This is a genomic window from Streptomyces guryensis (genome assembly GCF_021261325.1).
Taxonomy (GTDB): domain Bacteria; phylum Actinomycetota; class Actinomycetes; order Streptomycetales; family Streptomycetaceae; genus Streptomyces; species Streptomyces guryensis.
Genome location: NZ_JAJSBI010000009.1, coordinates 153,858 through 173,860, shown reverse-complemented (window position 1 = coordinate 173,860; position 20,003 = coordinate 153,858). Strand labels below are relative to the sequence as shown.

The 20,003-nt window shown below is 71.7% G+C and carries 17 protein-coding genes; 12 read left to right on the top strand and 5 right to left on the bottom strand.

What is annotated here, in order from left to right; translation table 11 throughout:
- The first annotated feature begins 95 nt into the window (after positions 1 to 95).
- The 6 genes from LJ657_RS19895 to LJ657_RS19870 are packed head-to-tail and all read left to right on the top strand — an operon-like array spanning position 96 to position 8,403.
- A complete protein-coding gene (locus LJ657_RS19895) occupies positions 96 to 1,070 on the top strand; it encodes a UbiA family prenyltransferase (RefSeq protein WP_232650007.1) in 975 nt (324 codons plus the stop codon).
- A complete protein-coding gene (locus LJ657_RS19890) occupies positions 1,067 to 2,437 on the top strand; it encodes an FAD-dependent oxidoreductase (RefSeq protein ID WP_232650005.1) in 1,371 nt (456 codons plus the stop codon). Before LJ657_RS19895 ends, LJ657_RS19890 begins: the two co-directional genes overlap by 4 nt.
- A complete protein-coding gene (locus tag LJ657_RS19885; protein ID WP_232650003.1) occupies positions 2,424 to 4,001 on the top strand; it encodes a class I adenylate-forming enzyme family protein in 1,578 nt (525 codons plus the stop codon). The genes LJ657_RS19890 and LJ657_RS19885 overlap by 14 nt, the downstream gene beginning before the upstream one ends.
- Before the next feature lie 54 nt (positions 4,002 to 4,055).
- Positions 4,056 to 4,919 carry a class I SAM-dependent methyltransferase gene (locus LJ657_RS19880; protein ID WP_232650001.1) on the top strand — a complete coding sequence of 288 codons (864 nt, stop codon included), beginning with the start codon at positions 4,056 to 4,058 and terminating at the stop codon, positions 4,917 to 4,919.
- Positions 4,916 to 6,718 carry a CoA transferase gene (locus LJ657_RS19875; protein WP_232650000.1) on the top strand — a complete coding sequence of 601 codons (1,803 nt, stop codon included), beginning with the start codon at positions 4,916 to 4,918 and terminating at the stop codon, positions 6,716 to 6,718. Before LJ657_RS19880 ends, LJ657_RS19875 begins: the two co-directional genes overlap by 4 nt.
- Positions 6,715 to 8,403 carry a class I adenylate-forming enzyme family protein gene (locus LJ657_RS19870; RefSeq protein WP_232649998.1) on the top strand — a complete coding sequence of 563 codons (1,689 nt, stop codon included), beginning with the start codon at positions 6,715 to 6,717 and terminating at the stop codon, positions 8,401 to 8,403. Before LJ657_RS19875 ends, LJ657_RS19870 begins: the two co-directional genes overlap by 4 nt.
- A 340-nt stretch (positions 8,404 to 8,743) precedes the next feature.
- Here the strand turns inward: LJ657_RS19870 and LJ657_RS19865 are convergent, their stop codons facing one another.
- Positions 8,744 to 9,166: a secondary thiamine-phosphate synthase enzyme YjbQ gene (locus LJ657_RS19865; protein ID WP_232649997.1), complete on the bottom strand. Its 423-nt coding sequence runs from the start codon at positions 9,164 to 9,166 to the stop codon at positions 8,744 to 8,746.
- Positions 9,167 to 9,287: 121 nt separating this feature from the next.
- Between LJ657_RS19865 and LJ657_RS48975 the strand changes: the two genes are divergently transcribed.
- The 5 genes from LJ657_RS48975 to LJ657_RS19845 all read left to right on the top strand — a co-directional run bounded on the left by LJ657_RS48975 (position 9,288) and on the right by LJ657_RS19845 (position 13,338).
- The gene (locus LJ657_RS48975) at positions 9,288 to 9,371 is read left to right on the top strand and encodes a putative leader peptide (protein ID WP_351276907.1); all 84 of its coding nucleotides are present in this window, start codon (positions 9,288 to 9,290) and stop codon (positions 9,369 to 9,371) included.
- A 126-nt stretch (positions 9,372 to 9,497) separates the two neighbouring features.
- A complete protein-coding gene (locus LJ657_RS19860; RefSeq protein ID WP_232649995.1) occupies positions 9,498 to 10,400 on the top strand; it encodes an ABC transporter permease in 903 nt (300 codons plus the stop codon).
- A complete protein-coding gene (locus LJ657_RS19855) occupies positions 10,373 to 11,113 on the top strand; it encodes an ABC transporter ATP-binding protein (RefSeq protein WP_232649994.1) in 741 nt (246 codons plus the stop codon). Before LJ657_RS19860 ends, LJ657_RS19855 begins: the two co-directional genes overlap by 28 nt.
- A gap of 42 nt (positions 11,114 to 11,155) precedes the next feature.
- Positions 11,156 to 12,178 carry an ABC transporter substrate-binding protein gene (locus tag LJ657_RS19850; RefSeq protein ID WP_232649993.1) on the top strand — a complete coding sequence of 341 codons (1,023 nt, stop codon included), beginning with the start codon at positions 11,156 to 11,158 and terminating at the stop codon, positions 12,176 to 12,178.
- A gap of 74 nt (positions 12,179 to 12,252) precedes the next feature.
- Positions 12,253 to 13,338 carry an NAD(P)-binding domain-containing protein gene (locus tag LJ657_RS19845; RefSeq protein ID WP_232649992.1) on the top strand — a complete coding sequence of 362 codons (1,086 nt, stop codon included), beginning with the start codon at positions 12,253 to 12,255 and terminating at the stop codon, positions 13,336 to 13,338.
- A gap of 15 nt (positions 13,339 to 13,353) precedes the next feature.
- On the opposite strand, the gene mltG is transcribed toward LJ657_RS19845, so the two are convergent.
- On the bottom strand, positions 13,354 to 14,334 hold the full coding sequence (gene mltG, locus LJ657_RS19840) for an endolytic transglycosylase MltG (RefSeq protein WP_232649991.1): 981 nt from the start codon (positions 14,332 to 14,334) through the stop codon (positions 13,354 to 13,356).
- Between the two features lie 43 nt (positions 14,335 to 14,377).
- Positions 14,378 to 16,180, bottom strand: coding sequence for an ABC transporter ATP-binding protein (locus tag LJ657_RS19835; RefSeq protein ID WP_232649990.1), 1,803 nt, complete (start codon positions 16,178 to 16,180; stop codon positions 14,378 to 14,380).
- A 93-nt stretch (positions 16,181 to 16,273) separates the two neighbouring features.
- Between LJ657_RS19835 and LJ657_RS19830 the strand changes: the two genes are divergently transcribed.
- On the top strand, positions 16,274 to 16,732 hold the full coding sequence (locus LJ657_RS19830) for a MarR family winged helix-turn-helix transcriptional regulator (RefSeq protein WP_232649989.1): 459 nt from the start codon (positions 16,274 to 16,276) through the stop codon (positions 16,730 to 16,732).
- Positions 16,733 to 16,859: 127 nt separating this feature from the next.
- Here the strand turns inward: LJ657_RS19830 and LJ657_RS19825 are convergent, their stop codons facing one another.
- On the bottom strand, positions 16,860 to 18,206 hold the full coding sequence (locus tag LJ657_RS19825; protein WP_232649988.1) for a cation:dicarboxylate symporter family transporter: 1,347 nt from the start codon (positions 18,204 to 18,206) through the stop codon (positions 16,860 to 16,862).
- Positions 18,207 to 18,374: 168 nt separating this feature from the next.
- The gene (locus LJ657_RS19820; protein ID WP_232649987.1) at positions 18,375 to 19,970 is read right to left on the bottom strand and encodes a peptide-N4-asparagine amidase; all 1,596 of its coding nucleotides are present in this window, start codon (positions 19,968 to 19,970) and stop codon (positions 18,375 to 18,377) included.
- Between the last annotated feature and the right edge of the window lie 33 nt (positions 19,971 to 20,003).

The window sequence follows — 20,003 nt, the reverse complement described above, 5'->3', positions numbered from 1 at the left end:
GTACGACAGCACGTACGACAGCCGCCGGGGCCGTCCGGCCACACGGACCGCGCGCGGCCCTCCCGCCCGACGCCGAGAAACCCAGGAGGTCACCCATGACGGACAGCATTGCGGCGGGCCGTCCCGCGCCCGCCGCCCACGGCGCCGGCAGGCTGCGCGTCTATGCGCGGCTCGGCAAGCTGGACGTGTACGACTACTACCTAGGGATCTTTCTCGCCCTCTCCGCCGTCCTGTTCCCGGTCGGCGACTTCACGGCCCGGCAGGCGCTGGTACTGGTGGTGTTCCTGGCCGGGGAGATCGCGGTCCTCATGGCGATGGTCGCCCTGGACGACGTCACCGGCTTCCGGGACGGCAGTGACCTCGCCAACTACGGCCCCGACAACCCGCTGCGCAGCAAGGCACGCAAACCCCTCGTCGCCGGGACGCTGACGGTGCCGCAGGCGCTGCGCTTCGCCTGGGGCTGCGCGGCCGCGGGCGCGGTGCTGTGGGCGGGCGCCGCCGCGCTGGCACCGTACCGCCCGCTGTGGGCGCTGGTGGCGGCGGGCGCGCTGTTCGCCGTGTCGCTGCAGTACTCGTACGGTCTGAAGCTCAGTTACCACGGCTTCCAGGAGGCGTTCCTCGTCGCGCTCGGCGCGGTGCTCGTGATCGTGCCGTACGGCCTGGTGGCAGGGGGCTGGTCCGGCTTCCTGATGGTGCAGGCGGTTCTGTTCGGGTTCGGGCCGCTGATGTTCGGGGTCTATTCCAACACCAACGACGTCGCCGGCGACCGGGCGGTGGGCCGTCCGACCGTGGCGGCTCTGGTGTCCGAACGGGGCAACGCCGTCTTCATCGGGACCCTGTCGGTCACCGAGTTCTCCATCGGTGCGGTCGCCTCGGTCACCGGGGTGGCCCCGTCATGGTTCGTGGTGCTGATGCTGCCGGCGACCGTGCTGCGCGCCCGCCAGTACCTGACCGGATTCGTCCGGGCGGACATCATGACAGCGCGCCGGACGGGCTTCGCGGTGCACCGGCTGAGCGTGGTGCTGATGACCGTGGCCAACGTCCTGGTCGCAGCGGGGGCCGCCTCATGACGCCCGAGGTCGACGTCGCGGTCGTCGGCGCGGGCGTCGCCGGACTGACCGCCGCCCACGAACTGCGGCGCGCCGGGCTGTCGGTGCGGGTCTACGAGCTTCTGCCGCAGGTGGGCGGCCGGATGCGCAGTCTGCGCCACGAGGGCTGGACGGTGGACACCGGAGCCGAGCAGGTGGCGTCGCGTGGCTACCGTGCCACCTGGGAGCTGCTGCGCCGACTGGGCGCCGGCCCGGCGGACGTCCCCCGGGTCGGCGGTGCGGTGGCCGTCTGGCGTGGTGGGCGCGCCCGTCTCGGCGTCGGCGAGAGCACGGCGGTGTTCACCGGCGCCGGCCTGTCCGCCCGCGCCCGGCTCGACCTGGCCGTCTTCTCGGCGTGGACCGGACGCCGCCGCGCCCGGTTCGACGGCGACCGCCCCGAGCACACTCCGCTCGGTGCCGCCACCGTGCGACAGACGGCCGCCCGCTACCACCCCGAGCTGCACGACTACCTCCTCCAACCGGTCGCGGGCGGCTTCTTCGGCTGGGACACGGCCCGCTCTGCCGCCGCCCCCCTGGTGAGCCTGCTGCTGGAGGCCGGCTCCCCCACCACCTGGCGTACCTACCGGGACGGCATGGACTTCCTGGCCCGCCGGCTGGCCGCCGGTACCGACGTCGTGACCGGCCGCGCCGTGCGGGAGGTCACCGACGCGGGCGAGCACGCCGTCCTGCGGTTCGACGACGGTGAGGTCAGGGCGCGGGCCGCTGTACTGGCCGTACCGGCGCCCGTAGCGGTGGCGCTGCGCCCGGACGTCCCCGCCGACGAGCGACCGTTCGTCACGGCCTGCACCTTCACCCCGATGATGAAGGTCAGCTACCTGCTGGACCGCCCGCTGGCCCCGGCCGCCCGACGTCCGGTGCACATCCTGCTCACCCCTGCCGTCGAGGAGGACGTGCTCTCCGGTGTCGTCGTCGACCACGCCAAGGACCCCGGCCGGGCCCCCGCGGGCCGCGGGCTGATCACCCTCGTGGCCGGTCCGCGCCGGGTCCGCGGATTGCTGGACGCCTCCCCCGACGAGGCCGCCGACGTGCTCGCCCACGCGGCGGAACGCTACGTACCGGGCCTCGCCGGTGCCCGCCGCCACCACCTCGTGCACGCCTTCCGCCAGGGCCTGCCGGAAGCCACCCCGCAGGCACTGCGGGAACGCCCCGGCTTCCTGGCCCGCCCGGTGCGCGCCGTTGAGTACGCCGGCGACTGGGTGATGCTGCGGCCCGCTTCCGAGGGCGCCGTCCGGGCGGGTGCGCTGGCCGCGTCCCGTGTCCTGAGCAGGCTGTGGCGGCGCCCGTCGTCCGGCCCCCACCAAGCGGAGGAGATCCGTGCGACCCAATGACATGGGCACCCTGTTCGAGGACGCGGCGGCGGGCGGCGCCCGGACCGTGTTCCACCTTGACCGGCCCTTCGACATCGCCCCGCGGGCGGGCACCCGGTGGACCGTCCCGGAGCTCGCCGCCCTGGTCCGCGCCACCGCAGCCCGGCTCACCGACGCCGGAGTCCGGCCCGGGGACCGCGTGGCCATCGTGAAGGACAACCACTGGGACTACGACCTGCTCGCCTGCGCCGCCGTCCGTATCGGCTCCGTGCCCGCCCAGCTCTCCGCCCGACTGGACACCCCGGACCTCCTCACCCTGTTGCGTCGGCTGCGCCCGGCCGCACTGATCACCACCTCCGCAGTGCTGGCCCGCTGCCGGGACGCGGCCGCATCGGCCCCCCTCTGTGTCACCGTCGACACCGCCGTGCCCGGGGCGGCCCACCTCGCCGCACTGGACGCCTCCGGCCCCGGTGCGCCGGTACGACGCCACGAGGACGAGGCCTTGGTCATCCACCACACCTCGGGGACGACCGGCGTGCCCAAACTCGTGGTCCACTCCACGCGGACACTCGTGCACAAGCTGGCCCGCCTGGAGGCGGTGCGCTACCCGGGCATCGGCCTGCGCCGGGACGACACCCTGTGCAACGCCAGCGCCTACGCACACGGGCGCACCTTCTGCTGGACGGCGGTGGTGACGGCGCTCGCACCCGCCAGGATCGTGGTCCTCACCGGCGACGAACCGGACACCGCCGACCCGTTGCTGCGGGCGTACCCGCCGACCGTGATGGAGGCGCTGCCCGCCACCTACGTCCGGCTGCGGCCGCTCACCGCACGGCTGGACAACCCGTTCCGGCGCGTCCGCCTGTACATCAGCACCTACGACGCGATGCACCCGCCCGCGCTGCGCGCGTATCTGGCCGCCAGCCGCCGAGCCCACCCGCTGTGGATGCAGGGCTGGGGCCAGACCGAGACCGGACCGCTGACGTTCCGCTTCCACACGCGGAGCTCCGCGCTCGCACCGGACGCCGCGTCCACGACGCGTCGGCTGGGACGTCCGGTGCCGGGCCGGACCCGGCTGCGCGTGGTGGACCCGGACACGCTGTACCCGGTGCCGCGCGGCCGCCCGGGTCTGCTCCTGATCCGCACACCGGCCCTCGCCCTGGGCTACGTCGGTGAACAGGAACGCTGGGAGGCCAAGCGCGTCGGCGACTGGTGGTCCTCGGGTGATGTGGGGGTGCACCACCGCGACGGCAGCGTCAGCGTCCTGGACCGCGAGGCCGACACCCTGCCCGGAATGAGCTGTCTGCGGACCGAGGACCTGCTCGAGCAGCGGCTGCCACAGGCCCTGGAATGCGTGATCGTCGGCGCCCCGGACGGCGACCCGCTGCCGGCCGTGGTCACCGCCGACGGCCGGCTGGATCCGGATGCCTGGAAACAGGCCGTCCAGGGGCTGCCGCCGATGCGTCAGCCCGCGGTCCTGACCTGGGACGAAGTCCCTCGCACCGGCACCGGCAAGGTTCGCCGCGCCGCGCTGGCCCGGCACCTCACCGGCACCGCGGTCACCGGGACCGGCCGCTGGACCTGACAAGCCACCACGTGACGACCTGACGAGCCACCACATGACGAGTGGAGTCCTGCCGTGTCCCAGCCGTCTCCCGATACCGTGTCTCAGCCGTCCTGCGCCCGGGAGCCGTCCTACGCCCAGGAAGGTGCCCGCGCGGTCTTCGGCAACGGCACCGCGCACAGCCGCGACCAGCACCGCTGCCTGGCTGCCGCGTACGACCCGGTGACCCTGCCCCGGCTTGCCGCCGCCGGTGCCGGTCCGGGCTGGCGCTGTCTGGAGGTCGGTGCCGGCGGTGGCAGCATCGCGCGCTGGCTGGCGGACCGGGTCGCACCGGGCGGCTCCGTGCTCGCCACAGACCTCGACCCCCGCGACCTGGTACCCGGCCCGGGCCTTGAGGTCGCTGCCCTCGACGTGTCCCGCGACCCGCTCCCGGAGGCAGCCTACGACCTGGTGGTGGCCCGCCTGATCCTGCAGCACGTGCCCTTCCGGGACATCGTCCTGCACAAGCTGGTGCGCGCCCTCAAACCCGGTGGCATGTTGCACATCGACGAGATCGACGCCTCCTACGAACCGCCACTGCTCACCCCGAACCCACAGGCCGAGGCACTGTACGTCCGGTTCCTCGAGGCCAAGACGGCGGCGCTGCGCGCCGCGGGCGGCGACCCGTGCTGGGCACGGAAAGTACCGGCCGCCATGCGGGCGGCCGGACTGACCGCCCTCGACGTCCACCTCCACATCGGCGTACGACACGCGAAGGACCCCGGCCTGGGGCTCCAGCTGAACCACACCCGCAACCTCCGGGACCGGCTCAAGGAGCAGGGCATGACCGACGACGACCTGGACCGGGTGCGGGATCTGATGCGGGACCCGTCCTTCCGTGCCGCCTCCAGCGTCTTCTACTCCGTACAGGGCCGTCGGCCCGCCGAGGAGCGACCGTGACGCCGGGACTGCGGGCCGAGGCCCGGCCGGCCGTTGCCACCACGATCGCGGAGCGTCTGCTGCGGCACACCGCACAGGCCCTGCCGGAGGGGGCCGGCGCCGGCCCGGACCCGGTGCGGTTCCGCATCGAGTGGGCGGGCCCCGTCGCGACGGAGCTGCCGGACGAGCGCGCCGTACAGGCCGCCTGCGGTCTGATGCACGTCCACGGCCGGGCCACGGGCGGGCCCGCCCCGCTGGCAGTCGACTACGCGTCGGTCGTGGCAGGGGTGCTCGCCGCTCTGGGCGCCACCGCCCTGCGCGTCGGGCGAGCTCGCGGGCTGGACCTGTGCGAGGTGCGGAGCTCGGTGGCTCAGGGAGCGCTGCTGGCGGTCGGCCAGTACCTGGCCGCCGCGACGGCCGGGGGGAGCGGTGGACCGCCCGAACTCCCATTCCTGCCCGACTCCGCGAGGCAGGCGGGCGGCCCGGCGACCCTGGTCACGTCCGACGGTGTCCGGGTGGAGATCGAGACCCTCGACCCCGACGCCTGGCGGGAGTTCTGGGTCCGGCTCGGTGTGGCGCCCGCCGTCGCGGGCCGCGGCTGGCTTCCCTTCCAGCAACGGTTCGCCACCGCTGTCTGTCCGTTGCCCGACGCGCTGCGGCAGGCCGCACACCGTTGCACGCTGCCGGATCTGCGTGCCGCCGCACACCACAGCGGGGTCAGCCTCCTCGTCGTACGTTCCGACCCGGCCCCCGCCGTCCGCCCCGAACCCTGGGAACTGGCTCCCTGGCCGGAACCGGCGCGGGGCCGTGGGCCGCACGCGGACAGCGCCGTCGGGTTCCCCTCCCCGCGCCCGGCCCGCGATGCCGCCCTGCCGCTGACCGGGATTCGCGTCGTGGAGTCCACCCGTAGAGTGCAGGGCCCGCTCGCCGGGCACATCCTGCGGATGCTGGGCGCTGACGTCGTACGGATCGAGCCGCCCGGCGGCGACCCGATGCGCTGGCTCCCCCCGCTGGCGGGAGAGTGCTCGGCCCGGTTCCTGGCACTCAACGCGGGCAAGCCGGTGATCGAGGCCGACCTCACCACCGCGCACGGCCGCCGCACCATCCGCACCCTGACCGCCGATGCCGACGTGTTCCTGCACAACTGGGCCCCCGGGAAAGCCTCCCGTCTCGGTCTGGCCGCCTCCGACCTGCCGCCCGGTAGGTCCGCTCTGGTGTACGCCTGGGCATCCGGCTTCGGCGACACCTTCGGTGACCGGCCCCCGGTGGGCACCGACTACCTCGCCCAGGTGCACAGCGGACTCGCAGCCGCGCTACGACCGGCCGACGAACCCCCGGCCCCGTCCCTGATGACCCTCACCGACGTGCTCGGCGGGCTGGTGTGCGCCCAGGGCGTGCTGACCGCGCTGGCGGTCCGCGAGGCGACCCACCAGGGCAGCCAGGTCCACTCCAGTCTGCTCTCCGCGGGCGCGCTGGTCCCCCGTCCCGCGCAGCGGGTCCGCTGGACACCACTGGACCGGCCGCTGCGCACGGCGGACGGCCACCTGTACCTCGGCCCCGGTGCCCGGCAACGCCCCGACGCCGTGCGCCGCCTCCTGGACGGCGCCGACACCGCGTCCGCGCAGGACGTCACGGCCCGCTTCGCCCGCCGTACCACCGAGGAGTGGCGGGTGCGACTGGCCGAGGCAGGGCTGACGGCGACACCCGTGCGGACCGAGCTGTCCGACCTGCACCACGACGCCGCCTTCCAGACGGCCGTCGCGCCGCCGGACCCTGCCAACGGGTACGCCCGCCCGTACACACCGTGGGAGTTCGCATGACAGCCCCCACCACGCCGGAGACGACGGGTACGACGGGTACCGAGCAACCGGTGTGGACCTCACGCGCCGGAGTCCCCTTCCCCGACCACGTGCCCCGCGACCGGCGACGGGCCTGGGTGGCGGCCGGCTTGTGCCCGGACACCGACCTGTACAGCCTGTTCACCGCCCATGTCCAGGAACACCCGGACCGTGAGGCGCTGGTGGACGACGCCGGGGTGCTGTCCTATGCGGCCCTCGATATCGAGGTGCGCCGCATCGCCGACGTGTTCGAACAAGCAGGGCTCAGGGCCGGGGACCTGGTCGCGCTGCGGCTGCCCAACGGACGCGACGCCGTCGCCGCGGAACTCGCCGTTTACGCGATCGGCGCGGTGGCCCTCCCGCTCCCTCCGGGCGGCGACGACCACGACCTGCGGGCGCTGCTCGCCCGCTCACGGGCCCGCGGTGCCGTCCTCACCGGGGCGCCTCAGGCGCGGGTCGTCGTGGGTCTTCCCCACCTCCGCACCGTGTTCGTACCCGGCCCCGGCGGGGGACGGACCCAGGGGCTGCACGCCCCGCATCCCACGGCCCGGCACGGCCGGTGGCACCGGTCGGCCGATCCGTACGGCCCCGCCCGCATCCTGGTGTCCTCGGGTACCGAGGCCGAGCCGAAGATGGTCGCCTACAGCCATCACGCCCTGGCCGGCGGCAGGGCCCGCTACGTCCGGGCGCTGCACCCGGACTCCTCGGTGGCGCCCCGTCACCTCGTCCTCGTCCCGCTTGCTTCCTCCTTCGGCTCCCTCGGCACGCCCGTCACCCTCGCCGCCCTCGGCGGCACTCTGATCATGCAGTCGGGGTTCGACGCGGAGGGCGCGCTGCGGCTGGTAGCCGAGCACCGCCCCACCCACCTCTTCGCGGTGCCCACGATGCTCCGCCGGCTTGCCGACCTCCCACCCCGGCCCGACGAGGACACCTCGTCGCTGCGTGTCGTCGTCTCCAGCGGCGCGGCGCTGCCCGCAGCGACCGCTGACGCGTGGCTCAGGCGGTTCGCCCGGCCGGTGGTGAGCGTCTACGGCTCCTCGGACGGCGTGAACTGCCACACCGCGAGGGAGAACCTCCCGCCCGGCGACAGCGTCGGCACCCCCGACCCCACGGTCGCCCGCGTGCGGATCACCGGCCCCGACGGCACACCCCTGACCACCGGGCACACCGGCCAGATCGAGGCCAGAGGCCCCATGACACCGATGTGCTACGTCAACGCGCCGGAACTGGACGCCCTTTACCGCACGTCGGACGGCTGGGTACGCACCGGCGACCTCGGCCGGCTGGACGAGCACGGACGGCTGCACGTCCTGGGACGGCTCAAGCGCATCGTGATCCGCGGCGGCCTCAACATCAGCCTCGCCGAGGTCGAACGTGAACTCGGCAGCCATCCAGCGGTGGCCGAGGCGGTCTGCGTTCCGGTACCCGACCCGGCCTTCGGCGAACGCGTGTGCGCCTGCCTCCGCACGGCACCCGGCGCCCCCGCCCCCACCCTGTCCGACCTCACCACCCACCTGCTGAACCGCGGCCTGGCCCGCCGCAAACTCCCCGAACTCCTCCTGGTGGTCGAGGAGATGCCCCTCGGCCCTACCGGCAAGATCTGTCATCGCACCCTGGCCGCCCGGGCGATTCAGCAGCGCGTCCCGGACCGGTCGGGAGGCGGGTGACGACCTGCCGCTCACACCCTCAGCACTACCCCGGAGGGCAGGCGCCGACCTGTCACCGGCAGGCGCGCACGAGGGCCTGCGGACCAAAGTGCCCCGCGCGCGTCAGGCCGCGGGCGATACCGCTGCGTGCCGCGACGAGAGGCGTTTTCCGTTCCCTCGCCCGGCACGGCGAGCATGTCGCGGACCAGGCCTGGACGTCGTAGCCGCAGAGGTCGAACGGCCGCCCTCCAGCTGCTTGATCCACGACAGCTGCCTTACGCGCAGCAGCATTTGACGCAGCCGTCGTAGGGCGAACACGCAAGGAACGGAGATGCCGCGGCCACCCTCAGGGCGATCTTGCTCAGGCCAAGAAGCTCAGGCGAACCCGACGGTTGGCATTGTCGATGTTGGTATCCACCAGACACACCGACTGCCAGGTCCCCAGCTCCAGCCGCCCGCCCACCACCGGCAGCGTCGCATGCGGTGGTACGAGCGCCGGGAGGACGTGGTCGCGGCCGTGGCCGGGGCTGCCGTGGCGGTGCTGCCAGCGGTCGTCGGCGGGGAGGAGGGTGTGGAGGGTGGCGAGGAGGTCGTCGTCACTGCCGGAGCCGGTTTCGAGGATCGCGATCCCGGCCGTGGCGTGGGGGACGAAGACGTTGAGGAGGCCGTCACGGCCGGCGGTCGCCTCCCGGAGGAAGGCCTCGCAGTCGCGGGTCAGGTCGACGACCCGCTCCGTGGAGCCGGTGGCGACGTTCAGGACTCGGGTGGTGAAGGCATCTGGCATGCCCCCATCCTGACCCACACGCCGGGTTTCGCAGGTCAACGGCCGTTCGTGGGTTGATACCGGCGGTCCAGTCCGCGAGACGCCATTGACCGTGCACCGACGATCTGGCTACTTTCGCCGCATGTTGCGTTCAGCCATGCTCACCACGCGCGGTCACATCGACCTGCTGCGGGTGGCCTCCGCCGCGTGTCGCCGCGGCTGCTGACGCCCCTCCCCCTCTTTCTCACTGCCTCATTGCCTGAACTCCGCCATATCCGCACGCCCGTGTGACGTGGCGGCGCCGAGGCGTACCCCTCCCTCACCGGACGCTCTCCTCTCCCATGGAGCACCCATGAGCATCAGCCGTGCCCCGCCCGGCTCCTCCGAACCCGACATTTCCTCTATATCACCATTGAAGAAGGCCAAGGCCGGTACCCCTGCCCTGGCGTCCCTCGATCTCACGCCCATCGTCCCCGCATCCTCCCGCCGCACCCGCGTCCCACGCTGGCTGCGCCGTACCGCGGGCCCTCTCCTGCTGCTCGCACTGTGGCAACTCCTCAGCACCACCGGCGTGTTGGCGTCGGACGTCCTCGCCTCGCCCGGCCGGATCGCTCAGGTCGCCGGGGATCTGATCGGTGACGGTTCGCTGGCTTCGGCCATGGGCACCTCACTGCAGCGCGTGGCGTTCGGGCTGTTGCTGGGCACCGTCGTCGGGACCGGACTCGCACTGGTCTCAGGCCTGTTCAGGATCGGTGAGGACCTGGTTGACGCCCCGGTGCAGATGCTGCGGACCGTGCCGTTCGTCGGCCTGATCCCGCTGTTCATCATCTGGTTCGGCATCGGCGAAGCCCCGAAGGTCGCCATCATCACGCTCGGCGTGACCTTCCCCCTCTACCTCAACGTGTACGCCGGAATCCGCGGTGTGGACGCCCAGTTGGTCGAGGCCGGGGAGTCCCTCGGCCTCTCCCGCTGGGGGCTGGTGCGGCATGTCGTGCTGCCGGGGGCCCTGCCCGGCGCGCTCACCGGGCTGCGCTACTCCCTCGGTATCGCCTGGCTGGCGCTGGTCTTCGCCGAGCAGGTCAACGCCGATTCCGGCATCGGCTTCCTGATGGTGCAGGCGCGGGACTTCCTGCGGACCGACGTGATCGTGGTCTGCCTGATCGTCTACGCCTTCCTCGGTCTGCTGGCCGACTTCATCGTCCGCTCCCTCGAAAGGCTGCTGCTGCAATGGCGACCGACGTTCACCGGCCGGTGACCCCGCAGACCGCGGTACGGGTCGAGGGGCTGACCCGCTCCTTCGACGGCCGTGCCGTCATCGACGACCTCCGACTCGGCGTGCGGCCGGGTGAGTTCGTCGCCCTGCTCGGTCGCAGCGGCTGCGGCAAGTCCACGCTGCTGCGCATCCTCGCGGGTCTCGACCGTGACATCCAGGGCACCGTCCTGGTGCCGCGCCGCAAGGCCGTGGCCTTCCAGGCGCCCCGGCTGATGCCGTGGAAGAAGGTGTGGCGCAACGTCCTGCTCGGCCTGCCCGGCAAGCCCGCCCGCGCCGTCGCCGAACAGGCCCTGGACGAGGTGGGCCTCAGCCACCGCCCCGACGCCTGGCCCAAGACCCTCTCCGGCGGAGAGGCCCAGCGCGTGTCCCTCGCACGGGCGTTGGTCCGCGAGCCCGATCTGCTGCTGCTCGACGAGCCGTTCGGCGCGCTCGACGCGCTCACCCGCATCAAGGCGCAGCGCCTGGTGGGCGAGTTGTGGCAGCGCCGGGGCTGCGCGGTGCTGCTGGTCACGCACGACGTCGAGGAGGCCGTCCTGCTCGCCGACCGCGTCCTGGTGATGGACGAAGGCGTCATCGCGTACGAGCAGGAGATCGATCTCGACCGGCCACGCGACATCGCCGACCCCCGGTTCGCCCAGCTGCGCGCCGGCCTGCTGGAACGGCTCGGCGTCGACACCGCCGCCGAAACCGCCTGAACTCCCTTTCCTCCAAGTCCAGTTGCACAGAACGGATCCCCCATGCGACGACGTCACGTCCCCGCCGCGCTGCTCCTCCCCATTGCTCTCCTGCTCACCGCCTGCGGCGGGAACTCGTCCGCGAGCACAGGGACCGACACAGACGGCAAGGGCTCCCTCACCCTCAACGTGGGCGACCAGAAGGGCGGTTCGGAGGCCATCCTGCGGGCGGCCGGGGAGCTCAAGAACCTCGACTACAAGATCAAGTGGTCCACCTTCACCTCCGGCCCGCCGCTGCTGGAGGCCGTCAACGCCAGGGCCGTCGACATCGGCGGGGTCGGCAACACCCCGCCCGTCTTCGCCGCAGGCGCGGGTTCGAAGATCACGGTCGTGGCCGCCTTCCACGGCACGTCCAAGGGCGACACCATCCTCGTACCGAACGACTCGAAGCTGTCCAGGCCCCAGGACCTCAAGGGCAAGTCGGTCGCCGTGGCGCAGGGTTCCTCCGCGAACTACCAGATGGTCGCCTCCCTGAAGGCGGCCGGGCTGAGCCTGAGCGACGTCAAGGTCAAGTACCTCCAGCCGGCCGACGCGCTGGCCGCGTTCACCTCCGGCAAGGTGGACGCATGGGCGGTGTGGGACCCGTACACCTCGCAGATCCTGCAGGCCAAGCAGGGGCGCGTCCTCACCACCGGCGAGGGCATCACCAACGGACTCACCTTCCAGGTGGCGGCGCCGAATGCGCTGCAGGACAAGAAGAAAGCCGCCGCCATCAAGGACTACCTGGAGCGGCTGCGGCGGGCCACGGCGTGGGTCCACGGCCATCAGGAGGAGTGGGCGAAGGTCTGGGCGAAGGACACCGGTCTGCCGTACGAGGTGGCGCTGGCCTCGGTGCGGCGCACCAACGCCACGCGGATCTCGGTCGCCGTCGACAAGCCGCTCATCGCCTCCGAGCAGCAGATCGCCGATGCCTTCACCGAGTTGAAGCTCATCCCGAAGAAGGTGGACTTCGCCGACTTCGTGGACACCCGCTACAACGGCAGGCTGCCGGCCTCGACCACGCCCGCCCGGGCGTCGGAGGACTGAGCACGGGGCGGTGATCCGGCAGACCTCGGACCCGCCACGGGAAGATCCACGGCCGCGGCGCGGTTGGTGGAAGCGTGAACGATGCGCGTGAGGTCGAGGTAGTCGTCGTGGGCGCTGGGCAGGCGGGTCTGTCCAGCGCGTATCACCTGCGGCGCACCGGTTTCGAGCCGGGGCGTGACTTCGTGGTGCTCGACCGCTCCCCCGGGCCGGGCGGCGCCTGGCAGTTCCGGTGGCCGTCGCTGACGTACGGCAAGGTGCACGGTATGCATGCGCTGCCGGGCATGGAGCTGGTGGGCGCCGATCCGGCGCGGGCCTCGTCCGAGGTGATCGCCGAGTACTTCGCCTCGTACGAGCGCACCTTCGACCTGCGGGTCCGGCGGCCCGTCGATGTCCATGCCGTACGGGAGGGCGTGGGTGGCCGACTGCTCGTCGGGACCTCGGACGGTGACTGGTCGACGCGGGCGCTGATCAACGCGACCGGAACCTGGGACCGGCCGTTCTGGCCGCGGTATCCCGGTCAGGAGAGCTTCCGGGGGCGGCAGTTGCACACGGCGCAGTACCCAGGGCCCGCGGCGTTCGCCGGGCAGCGGGTGGTCGTGGTGGGCGGGGGCGCCTCGGGTACGCAGCATCTGCTGGAGATCGCCCCGTACGCGGCTGCCACCACGTGGGTGACCAGGCGGCCGCCGGTCTTCCGCGAGGGCCCCTTCAGCGAGGACGTGGGGCGGGCTGCCGTCGCGCTCGTCGAGGAGCGGGTGCGGCAGGGGCTGCCACCGAAGAGTGTCGTCTCGGTCACCGGGCTGCCGCTCAACGACGCGCTCCGGCAGGGCATCGCGGACGGGGTTCTGGACCGCCGGCCCATGTTCGACCGGATCACACCGGACGGGGTGGAGTGGAACGACGGGGGCCGGGTGGAGGCCGACGTCATCCTGTGGGCCACCGGCTTCCGAGCGGCGATCGACCATCTGCGGCCGATGCGGCTGCGCGAGCCTGGCGGCGGGATCCGCGTCGAGGGCACGCGCGCGGTCGCCGATCCGCGGGTCCATCTCGTCGGCTACGGACCGTCGGCCAGCACTATCGGCGCCAACCGGGCGGGCCGGGCGGCCGTACGCGACATCCGGCGGCTGCCGGCCGGGCGGCCGACCGAGCCCGTCGCCGCCTGACGGCCGCCCCGCGGGCTACTTCGTGGCCTGCGGAGCGGGGCTGTTCTGCGTGGCCTGCAGAGCGGGGCTGTTCTGCGCGGTCTGCGGAGCGGAGCTGCTCTGCGCGGTCTGCGGAGCGGAGCTGCTCTGCGTGGCCTGCGAAGCGGGGCTCTGTGCTGGACGAGCACCGCTCTGCTGGGCGTTGAACTCGGCCACATTGCGCTGGTGCTCGGCGAAGTCGGCGGTGAAGCGGGTGTCGCCAGGCTTGACGGTGACGAAGTACAGCCAGTCGCCCGCGGGCGGGTTGATCGCGGCGCGCATCGCCTCCTCGCCCGGGTTGTCGATCGGCGTCGGCGGCAGGCCCATGCGCTGGTAGGAGTTGTAGGGGCTGGCGAGCTTCGTGTCGTCGGCGCTGGTCTTCAGCGTGGCGCGCTTGAGGGCGTAGTTGAGGGTGGAGTCCATCTGGAGCGGCATCCCGCGCTCGAGCCGGTTGAAGACGACCCGCGCCACCTTGCCCATGTCGGCCTTCGAGGCGGCCTCGGCCTGCACGATGCTCGCGACGGTGACCGCCTGGTAGACGTTCATCGCGTTGCGCTGGGCGCCGGCTGCGACCGGGGCGCCGTTGAACTTCTTGTTGGCGGTGTTGACCATGAACGACAGCAGGGACTCGGGCGTCGTCTTCTTCGTGACGGGATAGGTCGCCGGGAAGAGGTAGCCCTCCGGATTGCCCGCCGCGTCGCTCGGCAGCTTCAGGCGGGCCTTCGCGAGTGCCTTCTCGGTGCTGCCGGCGGGCAGGGCGAGGGCCTTGTCGACGGCGCCGTAGACCTGGCTCGCGCGCCAGCCCTCCGGGATCACCAGGGAGGCGGGCTTGGCCTCCTCCCCGCCGTGCCGCAGGTTGAGCAGCGGCATGACCAGGGCGGTGCCGGCCACCACGGCTCCGGTCGCGAGGAGGATCAGGACGAGTCGGCCCCGGCGCGTCAGTCGGATCGTGCTCCGTGGCGGAGTGTTCTGGTGCATGCGGGCACGGTAACCCGCATATCACCATAAACCCGACAGATCTTCAGCCTGTCGGTTCCAGTTGGGCATCCCGGCGTACCAGGGCCGCGTACCGGCCGTCCTGTTCCAGTAGATCTTCGTGGGTACCCCGTTCGGCGGCGCGGCCCGAGTCGAGGACCACGATCTGGTCGGCGCCACGGATGGTGGACAGCCGGTGCGCGATCGTGAGCGTGGTGCGATTGGCCGACAGGGCGTCGATGGCGTCCTGGACGGCTGCTTCGGTGCGGTTGTCCAGGGCACTGGTCGCCTCGTCCAGGATCAGCACCGGCGGGTCGCGCAGGATGGTGCGGGCGATGGCCAGGCGCTGCTTCTCGCCACCGGAGAAGCGGTGGCCGCGCTCGCCGACGACCGTGTCGTAGCCGTCGGGCAGCGACGCGATGTGGTCGTGGATCTGGGCCGCCCCGGCTGCCGCGTGCAGTTCCTCGTCGGTGGCGTCCGGCTTGGCGAAGCGGAGGTTCTCCGCGACCGAGGCGTGAAAGAGATAGGTCTCCTGGGAGACGACGCCGACCGCGCGGGCGAGGGTGCCGAAGTCGAGGTCACGCACGTCGACGCCGTCGAGGGTGACGCGGCCGCCCGTGACGTCGTACAGCCGGGGTACGAGATAGCCGAGGGTCGACTTTCCGGCGCCGGTGGGACCGACGACCGCCAGGCTGCTGCCCGCGGGAACGGTGACGTCGATGCCGTCGAGAGTGGGGCCGCTCTTGTCGTCGTAGCGGAACTCGACGTTCTCGAAGCGGACTTCGCCCTTGATCCGGTCGAGGTGGACCGGGTTCTCCCGCTCGGTGATGTCGATCGGCAGATCGAGGTACTCGAAGATGCGCTGGAAGAGCGCGAGCGAGCTCTGGATCTGGACGCCGGTCGACAGCAGGCTGACCGCCGGGCGGAACAGGCCCTGCTGGAGAGAGACGAAGGCAACGATGGTGCCGATGGAGATGTCGGGGCCGCCCGCCTGGAGCGCGATGCCCGCGGTCCAGTAGATGACGGCAGGCATGGCGGCCATGACGATCGTGATGACGGCCATGCGCCAGCGGCCGGACATGTTCGACCTGACCTCGAGGTCGACCAGGCCCTCGGACTCCTCGGCGAAGGACTTCGTCAGCGAGTCGGAGCGGCCCATGGTGCGGCCCAGCAGGATGCCGCTGACGGAGAGCGACTCGGTGACCGTGGCGGCCATGGCGGCCATCTGCTTCTGGCGCTCGGTGGTGATCTTCTTGCGTTCCTTGCCGACCCGGCGGCTGATCCACACGAAGACCGGGAGCAGGAGCAGCGAGACGACGGTCAGGCGCCAGTCGAGGGCGATCATCGCGACGATGGTGGCGACCACGCTGGTCAGGTTGGAGACCAGGGAGGTGGCGGTGGAGGTGACGGTGGCCTGCATGCCGCCGATGTCGTTGGCTATGCGGGACTGGACCTCGCCGGTACGCGTGCGTGTGAAGAACGCCAGCGACATGCGCTGCAGCCGGCCGTAGACGGCGGTGCGCAGGTCGTGCATGACGCGCTGGCCGACCGTCGTGGAGATCAGGGTCTGGAGCACCCCGAAGACGCTGGTGAGGACGGCGCTGAGGATCATGCCGAGCGCGAGCAGGCTGAGCAGGCCCGTGCGGCCCTGCGGAATCGCGACGTCGAGTGTGGCCTTCAGCAGGAAGGGCGTGGCGACGGAGACCAGCGAGGAGGCTCCGACCAGCAGCCCGACGACGGCGAGGCGGGCGCGGTAGGGGCGGAAGAGTTTCAGGATGCGGCGGACCTGCCGGGGTTGCTCCTTGGCATCGGCCGGCGGTGTCCAGCGGGGTTCTCGATCGGGGTGCAATGGACTCCTAGGGAGTGAGGTGACGAGGACTGGCGGAGCTTAGCTCATTGTTACCTATGCTCACAATGAATTAGATCCTGATATTGTTCCCGCATGGCCACCCCCGATTCCGACAGCCTGCTCGCCGAGCAGCTGCTGCGGTTCACCCGCCGTGTGCACCGCATCCAGAAGCGGCACATCGAGCAGTGCGGCCTGGGCGTCACCCCGGCCCAGTCCCGGCTGCTGCGCACACTGGCGCACTGGAGCTCACCGCCGCGCATGGCCGACCTGGCCGAACGCCTCGAGGTGGTCCCCCGGGCCGTGACGACGCTGGTCGACGGGCTGGAGGCGGGTGGCAAGGTGCGGAGGGTGCCGGATCCGGCCAATCGCCGGGTCATCCGGATCGAGCTCACGGACGACGGGCGGAAGGCGCTGCGGGAGTTGCGCGAAGCACGCAGGTCGGCTGCGGCGGAGATCCTGGCGCCGCTGAACGATGATCAGCGCGAGGTGCTGGGCGGGCTGCTGGACACGCTGGTGGACGGGGCGCCGGAGCGCTGCAGCCAGGGGGCTTGACGGTTCGCGGGCGGCTGCGGGTGAGTGGGGGTTGATCGCGCAGTTCCCCGCGCCCTTCAGGGGCGCGGGGAACTGCGCGACAAGCCACGAACCACCCGCAGCCGCCCGCGAACCAGGGCACTCCGAGCTACTGGGCGACAGGCACCGTCGGCTCCGACACCGAGGACTCCGACTCGTCAGCGCCGGCCGAACCGTCCAGCACCTTCTTCGCCCGCTCCACGTCCAGCGCCCCCTCCCAGCGCGACACCGCGAACACGGCGACGCAGTTGCCGAGCAGGTTCGTCACCACGCGCATCGAGTCCATGATCCGGTCAACCCCCAGCAGCAGCGCCACCGCTCCGGCGGGGATGGCCCCCAGCGAGGAGGCGGTCGCGGACAGGGCGAGGAAGGCGGAACCGGGGATGCCGGCCATGCCCTTACTGGTCAGCATCAGGACCAGGACGACGGTGATCTGCTGGCCCAGGCTGAGGTCGACGCCGACGGCCTGGGCGATGAACAGTGTGCCGATGGAGAGGTAGAGCGAGGCTCCGTCGAGGTTGAAGGAGTAGCCCGTGGGCAGCACCAGGCCCACCGCGTCGTCGCGGGCGCCGGCCTTGCGCAGCTTCTGCATCACCCGCGGCATGACGGACTCCGTGGACGCGGTGCCGAGCGCGAGGAGCATCTCCTCGCGGATATAGCGCAGGAACTTCCACAGACTCAGCCCGGTGACCATGCGCAGGGCGACGGCGAGCAGCGCGACGAACAGCGCCGCGGCGACGTAGCACAGGATGATCAGCTTGGCGTACGTCTCGATCACCCCGAGCCCGTACTGGCCGATCAGAACGGCCATCGCGCCGAACACCGCGATCGGGGCCAGCCGCATGACGAAGCCGACGATCGCGAAGATGATCTCCTGTGCCTGCTCGATCGCAGGCAGCACCTGCGGCACCTTGGTGTGGCCGAGATGCAGCAGTGCGGCACCCACCAGACAGGCCAGGACGAGCACCTGGAGCAGGGAGTTCTCGGCGAAGGCGCCCATGAAACTGGTGGGCAGCGCGTTGACGATGAACTCGGTCGTCGAGGGCAGCGCGCCGCCGCCCGTCTTCGCGTCGACCGCCTTGGTGCTCAGCGTGGAGGGGTCGACGTGCATGCCCGAACCGGGCTGGACGACGTTGGCGGCGACCAGGCCGATGATCAGCGCCGCGGTGCTCGCGACCTCGAACCAGATCAGGGCCTTGAGCCCGATCCGGCCGAAGGCCTTGAGGTCACCGGCCTTGGCGATACCGACGACGACCACGCAGAACACCAGCGGCGAGATGATCGTCTTGATGAGCCGGGTGAAACCGTCGCCGAGCGGCTGGAGGTCCGCGGCGAAGCCGGGCCACAGCTTCCCGACGACGATTCCGAGTACGAGCGCACAGAGAACCTGCACGAAGAGAGAGGTACGCAGTATGTGTGCGACGCGTCGCGGGGCGGACGGGACGGACGGCGGCACGGGCACTCCTAGTGGGGACGTCAACCTCACAGAAGCCGGGGGGACTTCTGCGATACGGAAAGCGGCTTCCGTGACGATCACTTTCGCGCTCCGGATGATCCCGTCCGCAACCTCCGTGTTGCGGACATGTAAATCACACCCCATGTGACACATCGCACACCACCGGCCTCAGCAGCCGTCCCGATCCTCCGTGAGCACCCCCTGAACGGTCGTCAGGGAGCGGTCGTAGCAGCCCGCCGAGCCGTACAGCCGGTACCGCTCGCCGGTCGTGCCGACCGCATGCCGCTGGTCGCGCGGCACGCCCGTCGTGTAGCCGGCGTCGCCGGTGACCGTGTCGTCCAGCCGCGACCAGCTTGTCCGCCGGCCGCCGCGCGTCTCGACGACGGCGGCACGGTCGCCGAGCGTCAGCACGGTGCGCAGCCGGGCGTCGCCGCCGATCGTGGTCGAGCCGTCCATCGTGTAGGTGCGGTGGGTGAGCGTCGTGCGGGCCGGCCCACGCCCCTCGACGGTGACCGACTCGTCGTCGTTCCAGGTGGCGTCGAGGCTGTCGACGTTCTCGCCGTCGGTCCACTGGTGCGCGGAGGTGTTGGCGAGCGTGCGGCTGAACGTGGTGGTCACGCGCCCGTGCGAGGTGTCGACGTATCCGGAGACCGTCAGGCGGTGACCGGCCTGCGTGTCCACCCGCTCCGGCGAACCGGCCGTATACGTGGAGGAGTTCGCGAGGTCGCCCGCCCGGTCGAGGGTGAGCTTCCCGGGCACGTGCGCCCGCCCGGCGTCCTGCCAGACGAGCACATTGACCGGCGCGCTCCAGCCGCTCTGCCCCTCGGGCACGCCCACGACCGAGACGTCGACCTTGTGCGGGCGGCCGTCATTGAGCAGCCCCGCGAAGGGGGTCAGGTCGTATTCGATCGGCTTGACATCGAAGGCGCGCGGTGCCGGAACGACGTACCAGAGGAAGGGATTGGACCAGCCTCCGGTCCACACGTGCGGGAACGGTGCGGCGATTCCGGCCAGTTGGCCGTCGACCTTGATCTGCACCTCACGGTAGGGGCCGCCGTCGGCCTGGCAGGAATACGGCGCCTTGGCGGGCACCGCGAGGTACCAGAACTCCTCGCAGCCGCCGCCCGATCCGGTGGCGTACACCTCGGCGAGGATGCGTTCGCTGTTGCGCGGGGTGGTGAGGGTGTTGCCGTCGCCGAGGGTGAGGACCTTGTCCGCGGGCGCGGCGGCCGGCCTGCCCGGGTAGAAGGTCAGCGTGGCCTTGACGTCGATCACGCCGGTGTAGGTGTCGTCGACGACGTTCCCGATGAGCATCTCGACGTCCTGCCTGCTGCGGAAGGTGTCGCTGTAGCGCGTGACGTCCTTCTCGACGGACCATCCGATGCCGTCGGGCGAGGGCTCGGGGGTGGACGTGCGAAGGATCTCGACCCCGCCGACGTGCAGATAGCCGAGCCGGTCGAACTGCCGCCCCTTGACCTTGCCGTCGAGGCGCAGCACCACCTTGCTCCAGCGGTCGCCGCAGCCGTCGGGGGGTGTGTACGTTCCCTTGTAGGGGGTGAAGTCCTTGAACTGGGCCTCGGCGAGGGTGACTTGGCAGGACTTGCCGGCCGGCTTGGTGATCGGCGGGGCGGCGGTCACCGGGTCGTGCCAGTCGGTGCCGAACTCCGCGGGCACGTCGGCGGCTCGCGCCGGGCCCGCCCCGAGGAGGGTGCTCGCCAGGAGGGACGCTCCCGCGAGCATGGACATGACGATCCGTCTCTTCATGGCCGGTGTTCTACGGGCAGTCGGCGCCTCGTG

Coding starts and splice junctions, on each gene's coding strand:
- LJ657_RS19895 (WP_232650007.1), top strand. CDS start 96: ATGACGGACAGCATTGCGGCGGGCCGTCCCGCGCCCGCCGCCCACGGC.
- LJ657_RS19890 (WP_232650005.1), top strand. CDS start 1,067: ATGACGCCCGAGGTCGACGTCGCGGTCGTCGGCGCGGGCGTCGCCGGA.
- LJ657_RS19870 (WP_232649998.1), top strand. CDS start 6,715: ATGACAGCCCCCACCACGCCGGAGACGACGGGTACGACGGGTACCGAG.
- LJ657_RS19865 (WP_232649997.1), bottom strand. CDS start 9,166: ATGCCAGATGCCTTCACCACCCGAGTCCTGAACGTCGCCACCGGCTCC.
- LJ657_RS48975 (WP_351276907.1), top strand. CDS start 9,288: ATGTTGCGTTCAGCCATGCTCACCACGCGCGGTCACATCGACCTGCTG.
- LJ657_RS19860 (WP_232649995.1), top strand. CDS start 9,498: ATGAGCATCAGCCGTGCCCCGCCCGGCTCCTCCGAACCCGACATTTCC.
- LJ657_RS19855 (WP_232649994.1), top strand. CDS start 10,373: ATGGCGACCGACGTTCACCGGCCGGTGACCCCGCAGACCGCGGTACGG.
- LJ657_RS19850 (WP_232649993.1), top strand. CDS start 11,156: ATGCGACGACGTCACGTCCCCGCCGCGCTGCTCCTCCCCATTGCTCTC.
- mltG (WP_232649991.1), bottom strand. CDS start 14,334: ATGCACCAGAACACTCCGCCACGGAGCACGATCCGACTGACGCGCCGG.
- LJ657_RS19830 (WP_232649989.1), top strand. CDS start 16,274: ATGGCCACCCCCGATTCCGACAGCCTGCTCGCCGAGCAGCTGCTGCGG.
- LJ657_RS19820 (WP_232649987.1), bottom strand. CDS start 19,970: ATGAAGAGACGGATCGTCATGTCCATGCTCGCGGGAGCGTCCCTCCTG.